We start from the raw sequence: 18,535 nt of genomic DNA, 5'->3' as shown, positions 1-18,535 counted from the left end.
TGTTGAGCAAGCTTTGCTAATTGTTGCTTGAATGCTCTACTGTATTTAGGCATAAAAAGACCCCCAGTAATTGGAATGTCCAACTATTGGGGGTCACTTCAATTGGCTGCGTTTTTTATTCTTTATAATTCTAGTCTTTACGGTGTCTTGGCAGACCCAACAGAATGATACACCTGCTGATACTAGTCTTTACGATGCTTTGGCCCAACAGAATGACGAACCTGTTGATGCTTATAGCGACGCTCTAACTTAGCCCAATCTGCTGGCTTCATTCGCATGGGTTTCTTATCATCCAAACCAAGCTTAGCTGACAGCACTTTGATATCTTTTGAGGTCAACTCTTTCCAGGTACCGGCTTTAACATCACTCGGCAAAAACAACGAACCATAACGCACGCGTTTTAACCGACTAACCTGCAACCCCTGAGACTCCCATAAACGGCGAACTTCCCTATTTCGACCTTCCATAACAACGCAGTGATACCATTTATTGGCGCCGTCACCATCAAAGAAGCGAACATCTGTAAATTTAGCCATGCCGTCTTCGAGCAACACACCCTCTTTAAGACGAAGCAACATCTCATCTGGAACATTACCAAGAACACGTACAGCGTATTCCCGATCAATATTGGCAGAAGGGTGCATCATCATGTGCGCCAATTCACCATCAGTAGTAAATACCAGCAGACCACTGGTATTAAGGTCTAAACGCCCTATCGCAATCCATCGTCCCGTCTTAAGCGGCGGAAGATGATCATAAACGGTTGGACGTCCTTCAGGATCATGTCGGGTCGACACTTCACCTACAGGCTTGTTGTAAATTAATACACGACGAGGACTATCGGCCTCAGAAACAATTTCCGCTGCTTTACCATTCAGTAGAATCTGATCGCGATGAGTGACCCGATCGCCTAACTTAGCTGTGCGCCCATTAACAAACACACGGCCGTCTTCTATCCAGCGCTCCATCTCACGACGTGAGCCATATCCAGAGCGCGCCAACACTTTTTGTAACTTTTCATCAGACATGTGACGCTCCTAAAAGCATAAAACAAAAAAGCCCCTCAGCATAAAGCTGAAGAGCCTGAACTCTTATCTATATAAGACAATTGATATAAGAACGATTAAATTAAGCAATCGTCTTTAGTTACACCATTCTTATCAAAGTATTCCTGGAAAGCCAGAGGCGTTCTGCCACGACCAGACCATTCATGATTATCGCCATTAGCATCCGTAATACGATATTTGGCTTCTACTTTTTTCTTAGGAGAAGCAACTACTAAATCTTTAATATCGTCTAAGCCTATACCTGCATCCTGCATCGTTTTGCGAATCATATCTATTTTCGCATTTTTCTCACGATCAGCTTCAGCTCTCTCTAGCTCACTGGCTTCTTTCTCTTTCAATATATCAGAAAGATCAACGATAATTTTTTCAATGTCCGTTATTGATAAATCCTGACACTGCTTACGCAGAGAATTTTTACGTGTTAAAATTTTTACGATATCGGTCATTATTTAACTCAATAATTATTAATTAACTTCAGGAGTATTATGGTCAAAAAAATGATTATTTCAAGAAATTAAAAATTTTTAGTTAATATTATTTGAAAAAGTAAGCATTAATCAAATGCAGATACGTCACCAGCCCCTTTTCTGATAATTTCCGGCTGATCATCCAAAAAACTAATAACCGTAGTTGCTGCAGTGCCACAATAACCACCATCAACTACTAAATCTATTTCATGCTGTAATAAATCCCGTATTTCATAAGGATCTGATAACGGCTCTACATCACCAGGCATAATTAAAGACGTACTCATTATAGGCTCACCCAGCTCTTCTAATAATGCCTGAACAATTTTGTTATCCGGTATACGTAAACCAATTGCCCGTCTTTTGGGATGCAGAAGACGCTTTGGTACTTCGCTTGTAGCTTTAAGAATAAACGTATAGGCACCAGGCGTATGGGCTTTTAAAAACCGATATACCTGATTATCAACTTTTGCGTAAGTTCCTATTTCGCTAAGATCCCGACACACCAAGGTGAAATTATGTTTATCATCTAATTTACGAATGCGCTTAATTTTATCTAAGGCTGACTTATCCCCCAAATGACAACCTAAAGCGTAAGCACAGTCAGTCGGATAAACAACAACCCCACCTTTTTTAATGATATCGACCGCTTGCTGTATCAGCCTTTTCTGCGGATTTTCTGAATGTATCTGAAAAAACTGACTCACAATAGAACCTCGAAATTATTATCTGCTAACTAACAACATCTTTAATGACATCGCCTCGACATTATTATCGGCTAACTAACAACATCTAATACATGCGGCAGATGTTCAGGAATATTAGGAAAACGTCCCAGCCCGGTCCAATGATTCGCAGGGTTATGAAAATCACTTCCACCAGAAGCCAATAACTTAAATTTTTCTATCAATAACGAGAGTGCCCGCTGATGATCCAGCGTCACCGCTGGATAACCTATTTCCAAAGCATCCCCACCTAACTCACTGAATCGCTGCACAAGAAAACGGATTTTATTCTGTGTCAGATTATATTTTGTCGGGTGCGCCAGAACACTCAAACCTTGCGCTTCACCAATAAGCGCTATAACCGAAGCAAGCTCTGGCCATTCTACCTTTACATCACCTTTTTTACCTGCGCCAAGGTATTTTTTAAACGCTTGTTGCTGATCAGTTACCAATTGCAGGTCGACCATCGCTTGCGCAAAATGCGGCCGTCCAATCTGACCACCCGCCGAACAATTAATAGCAGCCTCCAGCAAATCGGGTAAACCTGCCTTTTCTAAACGCAACGCTATCGCTTTAGCCCGCTCCATACGAAGCGTGTCTAGCGCACCCAGATGCATTAGCAACCGGTCATTTCCGGTATCAAGATTCAGACCAACAATATGGACGACCTGCTTATCCAGCCGGCATGTCAACTCAACACCAGAAATCACCCTGATATCTTCAGAAAATGACATGCCTGCTATACTTTGATAACCACTGATCGAGTCATGATCAGTTAATGCCATCAATTTCACACCCGCAGCACTCGCTTTTTCAATCAGTACTTCAGGCGCTAATGTCCCATCCGAAGCAGTCGAATGGGTGTGAAAATCATAAGAATGCATAACCATATCAATTCCGGGTTTATAAGCAGAGGACAGCCCTATATACTTCAAGGCCCATAAAGTAATTATACGGCTTTTCCGATGAAACTACTTCTCGACTTTTTACCGATAATTATTTTTTTCGGTGTTTACAAATATACGGGCGACATCATCATGGCTACCGCTATTTTGATACCGGCTACTCTAATACAACTCCTCTACACCTGGATCAAGGAGCATAAAATTGAAAAAATGCAACTGGTCACCTTAGCACTTGTAGTGATAATGGGCGGCGCAACCGTTATATTTCAGGATAAAACTTTCATTCAATGGAAACCTACCGTAGTAAACTGGTTATTTGGCATGGCTTTTCTTGGCAGCCAATTTATTGGCCCTAAAACAATTATTGAAAGAATCATGGCCGCCAATATTGAATTACCTTCTAATGCATGGAGAACCTTAAACCTTGCGTGGGTTTTTTTCTTCCTTTCTATGGGTATCATCAATCTGTTTGTTGCTTATAATTTTTCAGAAGAGACGTGGGTCAACTTTAAATTATTTGGAATGCTTGGCCTGACTGTCATTTTCATTGTTATCCAGGGTCTTTATATGTCCAAATATATAAAGAACACAGATTAGGAGCCTTATTTATGTTTTATGCCATCATTGCAGAAGATCACCCCGGCACATTGGATGCTCGCCTTGCCGCACGCCCCGAGCACTTAGCAAGGCTCGTCGCATTAAAAGACGAGGGCAAGCTATTAATAGCAGGCCCGCACCCCGCTATTGATTCAGAAGATCCCGGTGCAGCAGGGTTCACCGGCAGCCTCGTTATAGCAGAATTTGATTCTCTCTCAGACGCTCAACACTGGGCAGATGCCGACCCTTATTTCTCGTCTGGCGTTTATGCCAGCGTTGTCGTTAAGCCTTATAAGAAAGTATTACCCTAAACCCTCTGATTTTTAATAATATTACTGACAATATGGTTCCATACTTACGGCAGTCGAAGTAAAATGCTAGATAGCTAAGTATGTGAACCATTTCCCATTTTTCATTCATTAACGATGCGTTAATGGACAATGGGTTAGATTCATGAAATATTAAGAATGCTATAACCCACAATTCACAAGGATACTACTATGAAAAAGCTTGCTATGACCGCAGGTTTCGCGCTTGCAATGAGCATGTCTGCTGCTGCCCTGGCTCATCCAGTTAACAGTGGTTATGTTACCGACTCTAGCGATACTGTATGGCGCACAGGTTTTGGTGAGTGCTGGCATACTGGTTTCTGGGGACAGGATGATGCAACAGTTGAAGGTTGTGATGGTTACCAGAAAGTAGCTGCTGCACCAGCACCTGCACCTGCACCTGCACCAGCAATGATGGCGGCTGATAAAAAATTCGCTATATTCTTCGATTTCGATAGCGCTGCAGTTGATAGCGTTTCTGATATCGTTAGTTACGTTAATGGTATGGCTGCAGTTAATAGCATCAAGCTGATCGGTAACGCTGATTACATCGGCTCAAGCGCTTATAACGATGCACTATCTAAACGTCGTGCTGAAAACGTTGCAACGGCTCTTCGTAATGCCGGCGTTAACTCTGACAACATGACTGTTGATGCTTTGGGTGAAACTGCACCTATCGCACAGTGTTCTGGCCGTGGCGCTGCACTAATCAGCTGCTTGCGTGCTGATCGTCGCGTTGACGTTCAAATCACTGGCAAGAAGTAATAATTACTTTTTTGAAAAGGCTGGCCTTGTGTCGGCCTTTTTTTTAACCAAAATCTTGTAATACCTTTTTTTAACACTTTTTTGTAAGCGAATTTTGCAACCGGGTTTTGTAACAGGTGACTTCATGTATATATTCAAAACAGTCTTTCTGATAGTAAGCTTATTAATAAGCTCGCTTAGCTTTGCAGACAATCAGTACAATGATCAGAAAGTTGTTTATCACATGAATTATCATGATGAGAGCCGTATTGCTGAAACAATGACCAATATTTCAAACCATATACAAGCACTAGGCGAAGACCATATCGATATTAAGGTTGTGGTACACGGCAAAGCCATAGAATACTTTATGGATGCAGTTCACGACCAAGCCAAACAAATCACTCTCGACTCGTTACGCCTTCGGGATGTCCAATTTATCATCTGCGGCAACACTCTTGATGGATACAAACTTACCCGCAAAGATCTCTACGATGTTGAGGAAGACGATGTTGTACAAGCGGGCCTGCCGACTATCATTGATTTGCAGCAGAAAGGTTATATATACGTACGGCCATGAAAATAAAAGACTGGTTATCCTTTAAACCTGTGCCGCAAATTTCAGCTGAAACTTTACATACACAGCTAAAGTCTGAGCATCGATCACTTTTTCTTCTTGATGTTCGGAGTCACACAGAATGGAAGCTGAGCCATATTGAAGCCAGCCATTGCATTCCTGTTTTTAATGTCAATATCAGCAAAATCCCAAAAGATAAAACGATTATCTGCATCTGCCTGACGGCACACAGAAGCACACCGGTCGCCAGAGAATTACTTCGACACGGATATGATGTGTATGAACTAAGCGGCGGAATGCGTGCCTGGTGGCAACAAAATTACCCGACTCTATAACAGCGCGCACAAAAAAGCAGCCTGTTACGGCTGCCTTTTTAAGGTGTTACTTTAGCTCAGACGATCAACTGACCTAATTAACCGACCCATACGCGCGCATTACGGAACATACGCATCCAGGCGCCATCTTCACTCCATTCATCAGGCGCCCATGAATTCTGAACCGCTCTGAATACTCGCTCAGGATGTGGCATCATTATAGTGACGCGTCCATCCGGCGTAGTCAGACCGGTAATACCACCAGGCGAACCATTCGGATTGAGTGGATATGTTTCTGTTACCTGACCATAGTTATCAACATATTTCAGAGAAACAGTACCTGACGCCTGTAGTGCTGTTAATTGCTCGGCTGAAGCAAATTCAGCATAGCCTTCACCATGCGCCACAGCGATTGGCATCCGCGAGCCTTCCATTCCCTGCAAAAAGATAGAACTACTTTTTTGCACTTCAACCGTCGCGACACGTGCTTCAAACTGCTCAGACATGTTACGCACAAAATGTGGCCACAAATCTGCACCCGGAATCAGCTCATGCAAATTCGACAGCATCTGACAGCCATTACATACCCCTAGAGTAAAGGTATCTTTACGCTCAAAAAACGCGCTGAACTGCTCACGTGCACGCTGATTAAAGAGAATAGACTTAGCCCATCCTTCACCTGCCCCCAATACATCACCGTATGAGAAACCGCCACAGGCAACCAGTCCTTTAAAGGTATCCAGAGAGACACGCCCCTCAAGAATATCGCTCATATGAACATCAATGGTGGCAAAGCCAGCACGATCAAACGCGGCGGCCATTTCTATCTGGCCATTGACACCCTGCTCACGCAATATCGCAACACGCGGGCGCGTACCAGCAGTAATTAAAGAAGCAGCAACATCTTCATTGATATCGTATGCCAGTGCCACCTGAATACCCGGGTCCTCTTTATCCAATAAACGGTCAAATTCTTGATCCGCACAAGCAGAATTATCACGCAATGCCTGTAAACGATAAGACGTTTCCGACCACCAGCGCTGTAACTGAACCCTGGAAGCACTGTAAATTTCGTCTTCTTCAAAATGTAGACGAATTTCATCATCCTGATTGGTCGAGCCAATCACCATGACAACATCGCCCAGACCCGCTGCGTTTAATTCGATTAATACTTGTTCAGTATTTTCACGTTTGACCTGAACGACAGCGCCCAGTTCTTCATTAAAGAGCGCCGCTAGCCATTCAGCCTGATTGGCAGCCATCATATCCAGATTAATATCAACACCCACATGGCCGGCAAAAGCCATTTCGGTAATCGTTGCTAATAACCCGCCATCAGAACGGTCGTGATAAGCCAGCAACAAGCCAAGCTTATTCAACTCTTGAATAGCCGCAAAGAAAGTAGCCAACTGCTGCGCATCATCAACATCAGGTACGCTGGTGCCTACTTCGTTATAGACCTGCGCCAATACAGACAAACCTAAACGGTTTTTGCCATTACCCAGATCCAGTAAAATAAGATCAGTTTCACCCTGGTCCGTATGCAATTGCGGAGTCAACACCAAGCGCGCATCTGTCACGGGGGCAAACCCGGAAATGATCACCGACAAGGGTGCCGTCACACTTTTATCTTCGTCTCCGTCTTTCCAGACAGTACGCATAGACATGGAATCTTTACCAACAGGAATAGTGATGCCTAATTCCGGACACAACTCCATACCCACGGCTTTTACTGTGTCATAAAGTTTTTCATCTTCACCCGGATGCCCTGCTGCGCACATCCAGTTAGCTGATAACTTCACGTCTGAAATATCAGCGATCGGTGCAGCCACGATATTGGTTAAGACCTCACCAATAGCCATGCGTCCTGAAGCAGCGGCATCGATCAGTGCTAGCGGCGTACGCTCGCCCATCGCCATGGCTTCACCGGCATAGGTATCATAAGCGGCCGTCGTAACAGCGCAATCGGCAACCGGCACTTGCCAGGGCCCGACCATCTGATCACGCGCAACTTGTCCGGTAATAGAGCGGTCACCAATAGTGATCAAAAATGACTTAGAAGCCACCGCCGGGAATTTCAAGACCCGCTCAATCGCTTCGTCTAGCTGAATATCAGCAGTTGAAAACTCAGGAAGCTGGTAACTAATACGTTCGACCGAACGATGCATTTTGGGTGGTTTTCCAAACAGCACGCTCATTGGTAAATCTACTGGTTTATTCTCGAAGTGCGTATCACCTAAGGTTAGATGATGCGCTTCTGTCGCGTCACCCACCACGGCATACGGACAACGCTCACGCGTACACAAGGCTTCAAAACGCGCCATATCTTCTGGCTTAACCGCCAGCACGTAACGCTCTTGCGCCTCATTACACCAAATTTCCAGTGGAGACATGCCCGGTTCGTCATTATTCACATTGCGCAGTTCGAAATGACCGCCGCAGCCACCATCTTTTACCAGCTCAGGAAAGGCATTAGATAAACCGCCAGCACCTACATCATGGATAAACGCGATCGGATTATTGTCACCTTGCTGCCAGCAGCGATCGATAACTTCCTGACAACGGCGCTCTATTTCAGGGTTGCCGCGCTGCACAGACGCAAAATCCAAATTCTCAGAAGAGGTACCGGATGACATGGATGAAGCCGCACCGCCACCCAAACCAATCAACATCGCAGGACCGCCCAAACAGATGAGCTTAGCACCCGTACTGATTTGGCCTTTATCAACATGTCCGGCACGGATATTACCCATACCACCAGCAATCATGATGGGCTTATGGTAACCACGCACCTCTTCACCGGCTGCGCCATTCACTTTTTGTTCAAATGTACGAAAATAACCAGTTAGATTAGGGCGACCAAATTCATTGTTGAATGCAGCACCACCGATAGGCCCTTCGAGCATAATATCTAACGCGGATACAATCCTGCCAGGTTTACCATACTGAGATTCCCACGGCTGACCAAAGCCCGGAATATTAAGATCGGATACCGTAAAACCAGATAAACCCGCTTTGGGTTTGCCGCCTTTACCGGTCGCACCTTCATCGCGAATTTCACCACCAGAACCGGTAGCCGCTCCCGGATGCGGTGCAATAGCGGTTGGGTGGTTATGTGTTTCTACCTTAATCAGAATATGGATATCTTCTTGATTAGCAGAATATTCAGCGGTTTCGGGATCAGGAAAGAAACGCCCAGCCTTACTACCGGCAATGACAGCAGCATTGTCAGAATAGGCGGATAATACATTCTCACCACCCAGTTCGTTGGTGTTACGAATCATTGAAAAAAGCGATTTATCCTGCGCTTCACCATCAATATCCCACGAAGCATTGAATATCTTATGACGGCAATGCTCTGAGTTTGCCTGCGCAAACATCATCAATTCAACGTCAGACGGGTCGCGCTGTAAGGCGACAAAGCTAGATACCAGATAATCGATTTCATCTTCAGCCAGCGCCAAACCTAAATCAATATTCGCTTTTGCTAACGCTTTATGACCGTCACCCTGAATACTAATGATATTTAAAGGCTTTGGCTCAGTGCGAACAAATAATTCACTCGCTTCATCTATACTGCCAAGAACGTGCTCAATCATACGATCGTGTAATAGTGCCGCGACGGTTTGTATTTGATCGTCAGACAATGCAACGCAAGACTCAATGGAATAAGCAATGCCTCGCTCAAGACGTTTGATTTTGCTTAATCCACAATTTCTGGCAATATCAGTAGCCTTACTGGACCAAGGCGATATAGTGCCGGGCCGGGGAATAACCAGTTGCAATAATCCTGCTGGCTCTTTAATCTCAGCTTTAGGGCCATAACGAAGGATGCGTGACAGCACGCTTTGCTCGTCGTCGGTTAACGCTTCTGAGGTATCGGAAAAGTGATAGAATTCACCATAAACCGCTGTAATAACAGAGACTTCGCTCTGCAAAGCAGCTAATAGTTTATCGTGACGGAAGGCAGAAAGAGCAGGCGCTCCACGCATTACTAGCATGTTGATATCGAGCCTCTTAAATGAGCCAAAACAGACAGGAAAAGTAAGCAGGCATTTTACCTGAAACTACTGCACAAGTGCCAGAAAAGGACCCTATGTTATTTGACTTACGCAGAAAAAAAGATGTTTTACACCTGCTGACGATCCTTGTGATTATTAGCTTGCCTGCGCTGGTCAGTTATAACTCAATGACTCAACTTGAAGTCATCCAGACAAAGGGGACTCTTCGCGTTGCCACACGAAACACTCCCAGCGCCTATTATATCGATAAAGGCGAACCTGCCGGCTTTGAATACGAATTGGCAAAAGCGTTTGCCGATGACCTGAACGTAGCCATGGAACTGATAATTCCGGATACTATTGACGGCCTCTTCCAGTCAATCATAAAGCGCGATGCGCATATTGTTGCAGCAGGCATAAATATTTCAGAAAATCGCAAAGAAAACTTCGAGTTCTCGACAGCGTATGATGAAAGTATCTCCACTGTTATTTACCGACTAAAGCAAGGCATACCAGCACCCGAAACGGTGGAGGATTTAATAGGTAAGCACATCTTAGTTCTGGCAAATTCGATTCAGGCAGAGCAACTCAACACCCTAAAAAACAATTATCAGGATCTGGCGTGGAGTGAAACCAGCGAGCTAACCAATACCGATATTCTAGATAAGATATTTACGGAAGAAGCCGATTACGCCATTGTCGATTCAACCGTTTATGATTCGCAAAGCTCATTTTATCCAGGACTGCGAGATGCATTTACGATAGGAGACACCCAGCCTATCGCCTGGGTTGTCACCCCAAATCAGGACGGATCTATTAAGCGCGCCGTCAATAAATTTCTCTCCAAACCGCGTACGCTAGCGCTCATTAAAAAATTAAAAGCCAAATATTTAACTAAGCGCAATCCTTTAAACTACTTTGACACCGTCACTTTTAAACAGGACATGGAGACATACCTTCCAACATTAGAGCAATACTTCTATATGGCTGAACAGGAAACGGACATTGACTGGATGCTATTAGCCTCTATTGCTTACCAGGAATCTCACTGGAAAGCAGATGCGGTATCACCTACCGGCGTAAAAGGAATTATGATGCTGACTCACGGGGCTGCAAAAGAAGTAGGTGTCATTGATCGAACCGATCCTATACAAAGTATTCTTGGTGGAGCTCAATACCTTCTCAATGTAAAAGATAAAATTCCTGAACGGATTAGCGAACCAGATCACACCTGGTTTGCATTAGCGGGTTACAACATAGGTTTTGGTCACTTAGAAGACGCGCGTATACTCACGCAACGCGCCAACAAAGATTCTGATAAATGGGAAGATGTAAAAGAGTTCTTACCGTTACTGTCCAAAGAAAAGTATTTTTCGACCGTGAAATATGGCTATGCTCGCGGACAGGAGCCGGTTAAGTATGTAAAAAATATTAAAAAATATATTGAGCTATTGGAATGGGAAAAACAAATCCAACAGATCCGCCAAGCACGGGATGCTTCTATTCGTGCGGAAGAAAAAGAAAAAATGGAACCTGCTACTATTATTGAGCTAAAGATCATACCCGCTACACTTTAAATCCGCGTAGCATCCGGATTTTATTAGCCGAGACGATTTTTTTCTTTTTCCAGCCGCTTCTGCTCTCTACGCATTTTGAAAAAATGACTTATTTTATCTCCGCATAGATCAGCCATCACGCCCTCGGTGAATGCTACATGATGATTCAACCAATTTTGCTGTAAGAAATGCTGACGACTTACGATCACACCCGCTTTAGGCTCATAAGCACCAAAAATTACGCGCTTAATACGACCATGAACCATGGCACCCGCGCACATAGAGCACGGCTCAAGCGTTACGTATAGATCGGCGTTTACTACCCGATAATTCCCAACCTGAGTAGCTGCATCACGCAACGCCATAATTTCGGCATGCGCGGTAGGATCATGCTGAGTAATAGGCTGATTCCAACCGCGTCCTATGATCTCACCTTCTAACACCACCAAAGCACCCACGGGCACTTCACCCAATTCAGCCGCTCGGTCTGCAAGCAACAGAGCCTGCAACATCCAGTGTTGATCAATTTTCAGCTGCGCCTCTGTTAACTGCGACTCGGGTTTATGCACATCCAGCGGTTCTTTTGGCGTCTGTTCATTTGCTGCCTGGGTATCTTTTTTTTGCACCACCACGTTACTCTCTTGCAATAAAAAGCTCACATTACGTGAGCTTTTATTTTCGATATTTTATATCCAGCTATCTGCTTATTCCCACTCAATCGTTGCGGGCGGCTTACTTGACACATCGTAGGCCACACGAGAAACGTGAGGTATTTCGTTGATAATACGACCAGACACTGTTTCCAACAACTCATAAGGAAGATGCGCCCAACGCGCCGTCATAAAGTCGATCGTTTCGACTGCACGAATAGCGATAACATATTCGTAACGACGCCCGTCACCTACGACACCGACAGATTTTACCGGTAAAAATACGGCAAACGCCTGGCTGGTCTTATGGTACCAGTCCGCTTTATGCAACTCTTCAAGAAAAATAGCATCCGCTTCACGCAGAATATCAGCGTACTCTTTTTTCACTTCACCGAGAATCCGCACGCCTAAACCCGGGCCTGGGAACGGATGACGATAAACCATGTCATACGGCAAACCTAGTTCAAGACCTATTTTACGCACTTCATCCTTGAACAATTCGCGTAACGGCTCAACCAGATCCATCTTCATATCATCAGGCAGACCACCGACATTGTGATGCGATTTAATCACATGGGCTTTACCGGTCTTAGCGCCCGCTGATTCAATTACATCCGGATAGATCGTCCCCTGCGCCAGGAAGTTAACATCCTTAAGCTTTGTCGCCTCTTCATCAAATACTTCAATAAAGGCATTACCAATAATCTTACGTTTCTTCTCGGGATCGTTTTCACCTTTCAAACGCCCCAGAAACAGGTCGGCACTATCTGAACGAATAACCTTAACGCCCATGTTCTTAGCAAACATGTCCATTACCTGATCACCTTCGTTTTTACGCAGTAGTCCGTTATCGACAAACACGCATGTCAACTGATCGCCAATCGCCTTATGCAACAGTGCCGCCACTACAGAGGAATCGACACCACCGGAAAGACCCAGTAGTACTTTTTGATTACCGACTTGCGCACGTACTTTTTCAATCTGGTCACTGATAATATTTTCAGCGGTCCACAAAGCGTCAGTCTGGCATATATCGCGGACAAAACGCTCAATAATACGCCCGCCTTGCTTGGTATGCGTCACTTCAGGATGGAACTGCAAGCCATAAAAATGCTTCGCCGGATGGCACATAGCAGCAATCGGCGCCGAATCAGTAGAAGCAATAACGCTAAAGCCTTCAGGTAATTCTGTGACTTTATCACCATGACTCATCCAGACATCCAGCAACAAAGAACCGTTGTTAGCGATATGATCTTCAATACCTTCTAACAAACGGCTAGAACTCCCTGCTAAGCGTACTTTGGCATAGCCAAATTCACGCTGGTCAGACCCTTCAACCTTACCGCCCATTTGAGCAGCCATGGTCTGCATGCCGTAACAGATACCCAGTACAGGGACATCCAACTCAAAAACAATCGCGGGGGCACGGGGAGAGTCATTCTCTGTTACCGACTCAGGACCACCAGCAAGGATGACACCTTTGGGATTAAATTCGCGAATTTCTGCTTCATCCATGTCCCAGGCCCGAATCTCACAAAATACGCCGATTTCACGTATACGACGTGCGATCAACTGCGTGTATTGAGATCCGAAGTCAAGAATCAGAATGCGTTGTGCGTGAATATCTGTAGTCATGCTCAGTGGCTCCACCGAATGGCTGATTATCAGCCCTTAAAACTAAAAATGGGGCAACCATAGTAGCGCCCCACTTTATAAAATAATAAAAACTTAGCCAACGCGATAATTAGGCGCTTCTTTCGTGATGCTCACATCATGCACGTGGCTTTCATTCATACCTGCACTCGTAATACGTACAAACTCAGGTTTAGTACGCATCTCTTCAATATCCTGACTTCCGGTATAACCCATAGAAGCACGTACCCCACCCATTAGCTGATGCACAACACCCACCATCGGGCCTTTACAGGCAACACGCCCCTCAATACCTTCGGGTACCAGTTTTTCTGAACCTTCCGACGCATCCTGAAAATATCGATCAGATGATCCCGACGTTTGCGCCATCGCTCCAATAGATCCCATGCCACGGTATGATTTATAAGCACGCCCTTGGAAAAGTTCAACTTCACCCGGCGCTTCATCTGTACCCGCCAACATAGAACCGACCATTACAGCCGATGCACCAGCGGCAATCGCTTTAGCAATATCACCGGAAAAACGAATCCCACCATCAGCGATCAATGGAATACCACGGCCTTTTAATGCTTCTGCCACATTGGCAACCGCTGTAATTTGCGGAACACCAATCCCGGAAACGATACGTGTAGTACAGATAGATCCCGGACCGATACCTACTTTGACGCCATCAGCACCGGCATCGGCCAACGCGATGGCGGCCGCAGCTGTTGCTATATTTCCACCAATAACCTGTACCTGTGGAAAATTTTGCTTAACCCATGTAACCCGGTCAATCACACCTTTAGAGTGACCATGCGCAGTATCAACAACAATAACATCGACACCGGCATCAGCCAGTGCTTTAACACGATCTGCTGTTTCAGGGCCCGTACCCACGGCTGCACCCACAATCAAACGGCCTTTGCCGTCTTTGGCTGCATTCGGGAAAGCTTCTGCTTTATACATATCTTTAACGGTCATCATACCCTTAAGTTTGAAGGCACTATCAACGACCAGAATTTTCTCGATGCGATGTTTGCGCAACAAGTTGCGTACTTTATCTTTATCAACGCCTTCTTCTACTGTGACTAAACGATCTTTGGTCGTCATAACAGAAGCGACGGTTGAGTCCAGATAGTTTTCAAAACGCATATCGCGGCTGGTAACAATGCCTACCAACTCGCCATTATCAACCACAGGAAAGCCAGAGAAACCTAACTGCGCGGCCATCCGACGTAACTCACCCACCGTCATATCGGATGAGCAAGTAATTGGGTCGCTGACAACACCGGCTTCGTATTTTTTGACTTTACGAACTTCCGTTGCCTGCTCATCAATCGTCAGGTTTTTATGAATGATACCAATACCGCCTTCCTGCGCCATAGCAATGGCCAGACGGGATTCTGTTACTGTATCCATTGCAGCAGATACCAATGGTATATTCAGGGAAATCCCTTTTGTGATCTGTGTCTTCAGAGAAACGTCCTTCGGCAGAACTTCTGAGTAACCTGGCAACAGTAAAACATCATCAAAAGTCAGTGCTTCTTCAACGATTCGCAACATGATCTAAACAACCCATATCTTTTAGAAAATTTAAACGATAAATTATACAGATTTAGGCATATCCGAACAATCTTATTTACATTTTAAGAAACGAAATACCTTTGCGTAATGACTATTCGACAAAGCTTCGATTAAGATAGTGGCATGCACTCATACTCAGATCATAACCGTCATGCTTTTACCGTCTCAGAGCTTAACCGCCAGGTTAAATCGCTTCTGGAATCTTCTATTAATAGGTGATTTTTCCAACTAACTGGTCAGAAGCGGCTTTGAGCGCGGGAAAAAACTCTGTTTCTATTTGATTTTTTGTAACTTCACCTGAAGCCCAAGCGATACTAATACAACAAATTAGCTTGTTATTTTTTATTACGGGAACCGCGATGGCGTCCACATTACTAGGGTAATCGACAATATGCCCCCAATACCCTGTTTCACGTGTTGCATACCCACGAACTCTTGTTTCATTGAGTAGCTTTTCTACCCAAGGACCGTCTAAAGATACCTGATCAAAACGCTCTTCCGACGTTTTCAAGGAGATAATAATTTCTTCTCGCTCAGAGTGAGGACAGAAAGCGAGATAAGCTCGACCTAGAGCAGACCAAAGCATGTGTGGGCAAAAACCCACTACATCTTTATTAATTGTTAGTAAGCTCTGACGGCGCGTCGAATCAATAATTTTCATTTTTGTAAGATTTCTAATAGCAAGATCAGAAGGCCATCCCACGTTGTTACATAACTCGATTAAGATCGAGCTTGAAAGTTCGATCAGCTCATTTTCTTCCCCGTTATTTGTGTCAAATCTTGGTCCATTCACACTCATTCTATAATGGTTATCTCCCAATCCTCTATATACCCAGCCGTGATCCTCAAAGGTTGATAAAATCCTTAATAAAGTGGCTTTTGGTAACTTAGTCGCCAAATGTAGTTCATTTAGTGATGTTTTAGATCTTTTACCTAAAAATTCGACTACCTGCAGCCCACGAGCAAGTGCTCGTATTTTTTTAACTTCACTCAAATTCATATACCTGTAATTTTTTTAAATACTCCCTTGTTTCACCTAGTGAAACAAGGGAGTATTTTAACTGATTTTTTTTTAATAGCCTTACAAAGGTTGTCTCAAGATGAAATTAATAATAATAAGGTACAAAAAATGAATAGTATATTTAAGCAAAATCAAACCTGGCTGATACTTATAGCATTGCTCTCCTTCGGGTTAATAAGTAGTCAAATAAAGGCAGAAGAAAATTCTGGAACTCGTTTGGTTCTGCTTGGTACCGCAGGAGGGCCGTCAATTAAGAAAGCGAGAGCGCAACCTGCAAATGCCGTTATTGTTAATGGCAGCGTGTATATTGTTGATGCAGGGAACGGAGTTGCACGGCAAATGGCTTTAGCAGGTATTTCGGCAAAGAAACTACGTGCAGTTTTCATTACACATAATCATACAGACCATAATGCCGACTATGGTACTTTGTTATTACGTGCATGGTTGAGTGGTTTAAAAACACCCGTTGATACTTTTGGGCCTCCACCACTTAAAAAAATGACGAATGCATATATGGAGTATATGGATTGGGAAATAAAATTGAGAATAAGAGATGAAAACCGAGTTCCATTACAGAGCCTCGTGCGTGCCAATAATATTGAAGGAGATGGTGTTATATACAAGGATGAAAACATCACTGTAACTGCATTTGAAGTTCCTCATGGTGCAGCAAAACCATCTTATGGTTTCCGTTTCGACACCCCGGATCGCTCCATTGTATTTTCAGGAGATACGGCTCGCAGTGATAATCTTATAAAAACAGCAAAAGGCGCTGATGTATTAGTTCATGAAGTTGTTAGCATTCATGGTGTAGAGGCGATTGTTAACCGTATAGATCCAGGTAACGATGCTCTTAAACGACATATTATCGAAGCTCATACACCAACGGAAGAAGTAGGAGAGGTCGCGGCGGCGGCGGGAGTTAAGAAACTCGTGTTAAATCATTTCGTCCCCACTGGCTTACCTGCATTTGATAATCCTGAGTTATGGATAAAAGGTATTAGAAAGCACTATCAGGGTGAGGTTGTTGTTGGTAAAGATCTGCTTGAAATAGATTGATCCTGAGTTAATTTATTAAGGGATAATCACTGGTGTTTGCACTCAAAAAACATCAGTGACTTAGTAGCTAAATTTCAATATTCAAAATGACGACTCTTCTCAGCCTGTTGTTTATTCACGTTGCAACCTGCAATCTAATACAGTTGATTATAATGATTAACACCCCGTCTCATTTTAATCCATAGTAACCAGCAGGCTTTGATAGTGCGTTTACGTTTAATAGTAAAGCTAATCTTTATTGCTTCGGCTGCCCTCCCCTCGTCTCGCTCGGTGCTAGCAGAGACGGAAACAATCATGCATGTCGCTAGCTGGCTCCCCCCCTCACACTTGCAAAACAGTATAGTTTGGCCCACTTATGGAAGTTGGATTGAAGCAGCGACTGAAGGACGTGTAAAAATTAAGCTTGAATATGGTTTGGGGCATCCGAAATCTATGTTTGATCTGGTTGAAGATGGTGTAGTTGATGCGAGCTGGAGCTTTCATGGCTATGTTCCCGGGCGCTTTAAACTTACATCAATTGTCGAATTACCCATGCTAGGTGCAGATGCTGAAGCCGCCTCGGTATCTTATTGGCGCATTCATCAAAAATACCTATCCAAAGCTGATGAGCATAATGGCCTAGTGTTAGTCGCACTTTTTACACATGGGCCCGCCCAAATACATACTGTTGAACCTATCGCCTCACTAGCTGAACTCAAAGATAAAAAAATTCGAATCGGAGGAGGAGTGCAGGGATATCTTGCAAAGCGAATGCAAGTGACTTCTGTTTCAGCACCCGCTGATAATATATATGAGATGATGGGACAAGGGTTAATTGATGGTGCTTTCATTCCGTTTTCAGTACAAAAAAGTTTACGCTTAAATGAGTTGGCTAAGCATATTATTGCTTTAGAAGGAGGAATGTATTTAGGTAGTTTCAGTATGTTCATTAACCCTGATTTTTTAGCGTCCCTGAGTCAGAGGGATCGAGTGGCTATTTTAAAAATTTCTGGCGAAAAACTTTCTGCTTTAGCTGGTTACACGTGGGAAAAAGCTGATCAGGAAGGGTATCAAACTGCTCTGAGTACTGGTGCTGTGATAAATTACGTAAAAAAAAGTGACCCGATTTATCGTGAGTTTGTTCGCCTCACCAAAGGGATGGATAAGGAGTGGATAGACTCGGTTAAAGATCGTGGGATAGATGCAGAAGCAGCATTAATCGAACTGAGGGATACGGCCCGAGCATACCGTTAATAAACTAACATCCCGGTAGTTCAGATTACAGTAGAGTTTTATTAGTGATCGATTGAGGTTGACCTACTGTA

General features: G+C 44.1%; 17 protein-coding genes. 8 read left to right on the top strand and 9 right to left on the bottom strand.

Annotated elements, in window-relative coordinates:
• Window positions 1-182: 182 nt before the first annotated feature.
• From rluB to Nant_RS19225, 4 genes are all read right to left on the bottom strand, one after another.
• The gene (gene rluB / locus Nant_RS19240; protein WP_054343228.1) at window positions 183-1,028 is read right to left on the bottom strand and encodes a 23S rRNA pseudouridine(2605) synthase RluB; all 846 of its coding nucleotides are present in this window, start codon (window positions 1,026-1,028) and stop codon (window positions 183-185) included.
• Window positions 1,029-1,123: 95 nt separating this feature from the next.
• A complete protein-coding gene (locus tag Nant_RS19235; RefSeq protein WP_054343227.1) occupies window positions 1,124-1,513 on the bottom strand; it encodes an H-NS histone family protein in 390 nt (129 codons plus the stop codon).
• A gap of 107 nt (window positions 1,514-1,620) precedes the next feature.
• Window positions 1,621-2,241 (bottom strand): L-threonylcarbamoyladenylate synthase, encoded by a 621-nt coding sequence (locus tag Nant_RS19230; protein WP_054343226.1) that lies wholly within the window; start codon window positions 2,239-2,241, stop codon window positions 1,621-1,623.
• 71 nt (window positions 2,242-2,312) lie between these two features.
• Window positions 2,313-3,149, bottom strand: a complete 837-nt coding sequence (locus tag Nant_RS19225; protein ID WP_076495914.1) for a PHP domain-containing protein — start codon at window positions 3,147-3,149, stop codon at window positions 2,313-2,315.
• A 75-nt stretch (window positions 3,150-3,224) separates the two neighbouring features.
• Between Nant_RS19225 and Nant_RS19220 the strand changes: the two genes are divergently transcribed.
• From Nant_RS19220 to Nant_RS19200, 5 genes are all read left to right on the top strand, one after another.
• Window positions 3,225-3,761 (top strand): septation protein A, encoded by a 537-nt coding sequence (locus Nant_RS19220; protein WP_054343225.1) that lies wholly within the window; start codon window positions 3,225-3,227, stop codon window positions 3,759-3,761.
• An 11-nt stretch (window positions 3,762-3,772) separates the two neighbouring features.
• Window positions 3,773-4,072, top strand: a complete 300-nt coding sequence (locus Nant_RS19215; protein ID WP_054343224.1) for a YciI family protein — start codon at window positions 3,773-3,775, stop codon at window positions 4,070-4,072.
• A 189-nt stretch (window positions 4,073-4,261) separates the two neighbouring features.
• Window positions 4,262-4,855, top strand: coding sequence for an OmpA family protein (locus tag Nant_RS19210; protein ID WP_054343223.1), 594 nt, complete (start codon window positions 4,262-4,264; stop codon window positions 4,853-4,855).
• Between the two features lie 223 nt (window positions 4,856-5,078).
• On the top strand, window positions 5,079-5,414 hold the full coding sequence (locus tag Nant_RS19205; protein WP_238377192.1) for a DsrE family protein: 336 nt from the start codon (window positions 5,079-5,081) through the stop codon (window positions 5,412-5,414).
• Complete coding sequence (locus Nant_RS19200; protein WP_054343221.1) at window positions 5,411-5,746, top strand: rhodanese-like domain-containing protein; 336 nt, start codon at window positions 5,411-5,413, stop codon at window positions 5,744-5,746. Before Nant_RS19205 ends, Nant_RS19200 begins: the two co-directional genes overlap by 4 nt.
• Window positions 5,747-5,823: 77 nt before the next feature.
• Here the strand turns inward: Nant_RS19200 and purL are convergent, their stop codons facing one another.
• Complete coding sequence (gene purL, locus Nant_RS19195) at window positions 5,824-9,726, bottom strand: phosphoribosylformylglycinamidine synthase (RefSeq protein WP_054343220.1); 3,903 nt, start codon at window positions 9,724-9,726, stop codon at window positions 5,824-5,826.
• Between the two features lie 95 nt (window positions 9,727-9,821).
• Here purL and mltF point away from each other — a divergent pair, with 95 nt between their 5' ends.
• Window positions 9,822-11,303, top strand: a complete 1,482-nt coding sequence (gene mltF, locus Nant_RS19190) for a membrane-bound lytic murein transglycosylase MltF (protein ID WP_054343219.1) — start codon at window positions 9,822-9,824, stop codon at window positions 11,301-11,303.
• Window positions 11,304-11,326: 23 nt separating this feature from the next.
• On the opposite strand, the gene tadA is transcribed toward mltF, so the two are convergent.
• The 4 genes from tadA to Nant_RS19170 form a co-directional block, all read right to left on the bottom strand.
• Complete coding sequence (gene tadA / locus Nant_RS19185; protein ID WP_425319936.1) at window positions 11,327-11,914, bottom strand: tRNA adenosine(34) deaminase TadA; 588 nt, start codon at window positions 11,912-11,914, stop codon at window positions 11,327-11,329.
• A gap of 72 nt (window positions 11,915-11,986) precedes the next feature.
• Window positions 11,987-13,567 carry a glutamine-hydrolyzing GMP synthase gene (guaA, locus tag Nant_RS19180; RefSeq protein WP_054343218.1) on the bottom strand — a complete coding sequence of 527 codons (1,581 nt, stop codon included), beginning with the start codon at window positions 13,565-13,567 and terminating at the stop codon, window positions 11,987-11,989.
• Window positions 13,568-13,660: 93 nt separating this feature from the next.
• Window positions 13,661-15,130 carry an IMP dehydrogenase gene (guaB, locus tag Nant_RS19175; protein ID WP_054343217.1) on the bottom strand — a complete coding sequence of 490 codons (1,470 nt, stop codon included), beginning with the start codon at window positions 15,128-15,130 and terminating at the stop codon, window positions 13,661-13,663.
• Between the two features lie 229 nt (window positions 15,131-15,359).
• Window positions 15,360-16,145, bottom strand: coding sequence for an IclR family transcriptional regulator domain-containing protein (locus Nant_RS19170; RefSeq protein ID WP_162224959.1), 786 nt, complete (start codon window positions 16,143-16,145; stop codon window positions 15,360-15,362).
• 135 nt (window positions 16,146-16,280) lie between these two features.
• On the opposite strand from Nant_RS19170, the gene Nant_RS19165 reads away from it, so the two are divergent.
• Together Nant_RS19165 and Nant_RS19160 are read left to right on the top strand one after the other, a co-directional pair.
• Window positions 16,281-17,231, top strand: a complete 951-nt coding sequence (locus Nant_RS19165; protein ID WP_054343215.1) for an MBL fold metallo-hydrolase — start codon at window positions 16,281-16,283, stop codon at window positions 17,229-17,231.
• 270 nt (window positions 17,232-17,501) lie between these two features.
• Entirely contained in the window at window positions 17,502-18,464 is a 963-nt protein-coding gene (locus tag Nant_RS19160) for a TRAP transporter substrate-binding protein (protein WP_420798938.1), read from the top strand.
• The last annotated feature ends 71 nt before the right edge of the window (window positions 18,465-18,535 follow it).

This window comes from Neptunomonas antarctica (genome assembly GCF_001305295.1).
Lineage (GTDB): Bacteria > Pseudomonadota > Gammaproteobacteria > Pseudomonadales > Balneatricaceae > Neptunomonas > Neptunomonas antarctica.
Note: the sequence above shows the minus strand (reverse complement) of the source record. Positions and strands in the feature narration are given on the sequence as shown.

What these genes read in the sequence shown, in the direction of transcription:
- rluB (WP_054343228.1), bottom strand. Translation starts at nt 1,028, where the DNA reads ATGTCTGATGAAAAGTTACAAAAAGTGTTGGCGCGCTCTGGATATGGC.
- Nant_RS19235 (WP_054343227.1), bottom strand. Translation starts at nt 1,513, where the DNA reads ATGACCGATATCGTAAAAATTTTAACACGTAAAAATTCTCTGCGTAAG.
- Nant_RS19225 (WP_076495914.1), bottom strand. Translation starts at nt 3,149, where the DNA reads ATGGTTATGCATTCTTATGATTTTCACACCCATTCGACTGCTTCGGAT.
- Nant_RS19220 (WP_054343225.1), top strand. Translation starts at nt 3,225, where the DNA reads ATGAAACTACTTCTCGACTTTTTACCGATAATTATTTTTTTCGGTGTT.
- Nant_RS19215 (WP_054343224.1), top strand. Translation starts at nt 3,773, where the DNA reads ATGTTTTATGCCATCATTGCAGAAGATCACCCCGGCACATTGGATGCT.
- Nant_RS19210 (WP_054343223.1), top strand. Translation starts at nt 4,262, where the DNA reads ATGAAAAAGCTTGCTATGACCGCAGGTTTCGCGCTTGCAATGAGCATG.
- Nant_RS19205 (WP_238377192.1), top strand. Translation starts at nt 5,079, where the DNA reads ATGAATTATCATGATGAGAGCCGTATTGCTGAAACAATGACCAATATT.
- Nant_RS19200 (WP_054343221.1), top strand. Translation starts at nt 5,411, where the DNA reads ATGAAAATAAAAGACTGGTTATCCTTTAAACCTGTGCCGCAAATTTCA.
- purL (WP_054343220.1), bottom strand. Translation starts at nt 9,726, where the DNA reads ATGCTAGTAATGCGTGGAGCGCCTGCTCTTTCTGCCTTCCGTCACGAT.
- mltF (WP_054343219.1), top strand. Translation starts at nt 9,822, where the DNA reads ATGTTATTTGACTTACGCAGAAAAAAAGATGTTTTACACCTGCTGACG.
- guaA (WP_054343218.1), bottom strand. Translation starts at nt 13,567, where the DNA reads ATGACTACAGATATTCACGCACAACGCATTCTGATTCTTGACTTCGGA.
- guaB (WP_054343217.1), bottom strand. Translation starts at nt 15,130, where the DNA reads ATGTTGCGAATCGTTGAAGAAGCACTGACTTTTGATGATGTTTTACTG.
- Nant_RS19165 (WP_054343215.1), top strand. Translation starts at nt 16,281, where the DNA reads ATGAATAGTATATTTAAGCAAAATCAAACCTGGCTGATACTTATAGCA.